The sequence below is a fragment of the Mycolicibacterium arseniciresistens genome (genome assembly GCF_030519285.1).
Classification (GTDB): domain Bacteria; phylum Actinomycetota; class Actinomycetes; order Mycobacteriales; family Mycobacteriaceae; genus Mycobacterium; species Mycobacterium arseniciresistens.
The window spans coordinates 1-872 of record NZ_JAUMSQ010000292.1 but is presented as its reverse complement, the minus strand read 5'-3'; the positions used below and the strand labels follow the sequence as shown (position 1 = coordinate 872).

Genomic DNA, 872 nt, shown 5'->3' with positions numbered 1-872 from the left:
CCGAAATAGGATCTCCGCATGCGGCTGCCGGTGCTCATCGCGATCACGGCGGCGACGGTCGCGCTGAGCGCGTGCAGCCCGGCCGCAACCGAGCCGCAGCCGCCCACCGCACCGGCCGCCCCACCGGTCCCGACGGTCGCCGACGACTCCCGGCCGCCCGGCGCCGCCCTGCTGATCGGCCCGGCGGCGCAGTACCCGGGCACCGGCCCGACCGACGCCGACACCTTGACCATCGGTGACGCCGCCACCGACACGGTGGGCGGCCTGCTTCCCGGCGACACGATGCTCAGCCCGTTCGAGGTGTCGACGCCGATCCTCGAACTCCTGGACCCCGCGCTGCTCGACGCGGTCCAGCAGGCCGCCCGGCGCGCCGCCGCCGACGGCGTCGAGATGAGGATCACCTCGGGGTGGCGGTCCCGCGGATTCCAGCAGCGGCTGCTCGACGACGGCGTGCGCACCTACGGCGGTCTCGACGCCGCACGGCAGTTCGTCGCCACCCCCGAGGTGTCAAGGCATGTCGTCGGCGAGGCGATCGACATCGGCCCGACCACCGCGGCGGAGTGGATGATCGCCAATGGCCGCCGATTCGGGCTCTGCCAGATCTTCGCCAACGAGAACTGGCACTTCGAGCTCGCCACCGACGAGCGCGGCGAGTGCCCGCCGCTGCGCCCCAACGCGGCGGGCTGAGCGCGCCGCGTGTTCGACCACGCGGTGTAATCACCGACGGCAGGGGTACACGAAACCGTGCTCGAGACCATGACGATCCGCGATCCCCGCACCGGTGACGTCGCCGCCGAAGTCCCGATCGCCGACGCGTCCACCTGCGACGCAGCGGTGCGCCGCGCGCATGCTGCCGCGGCAGGCTGGGCCCG

General features: G+C 73.5%; 1 protein-coding gene. It reads left to right on the top strand.

Annotated features, from left to right (window positions below; all coding sequences use genetic code 11):
• The first annotated feature begins 18 nt into the window (after nucleotides 1-18).
• Nucleotides 19-687, top strand: coding sequence for a M15 family metallopeptidase (locus Q2100_RS25935; RefSeq protein ID WP_302916379.1), 669 nt, complete (start codon nucleotides 19-21; stop codon nucleotides 685-687).
• Nucleotides 688-872: the final 185 nt, after the last annotated feature.